We start from the raw sequence: 274 nt of genomic DNA, 5'->3' as shown, positions 1-274 counted from the left end.
GCAGGAGCCCCTAGCCCCCCACAAAATCATATAGGAAAACATTCCAGAAGCGAAAAACAGAAACATACAAACTACATCTCCGTTCACGACCTAAAAAAAAAAAACCTCGCTCAATGCGCGCGGGCGCAGGCGGTCAGCCAGTGGCGCATCCGCGCGCGGTTCAGCCGGCACGGAAGAGGTTGGGGCAGGGTCGTCAGCGAACAGATCGGCCATTGACTGGAGTTCAGACGTGTGCTCTTCCGATCTGGTGGAGGCCCTTGCCCGGGCGCCACGC

At 58.0% G+C, this 274-nt stretch carries 1 protein-coding gene; it reads left to right on the top strand.

What is annotated here, in order from left to right; all coding sequences use genetic code 11:
• Window positions 1–216 (top strand): hypothetical protein (locus ACX3VQ_RS13000; RefSeq protein ID WP_462581468.1); only part of this gene is annotated, 216 nt, incomplete at its 5' end.
• Between the last annotated feature and the right edge of the window lie 58 nt (window positions 217–274).

It is taken from the genome of Altererythrobacter chaiwopuensis (genome assembly GCF_054957735.1).
This window is presented reverse-complemented; position numbering and strand designations above follow the sequence as displayed.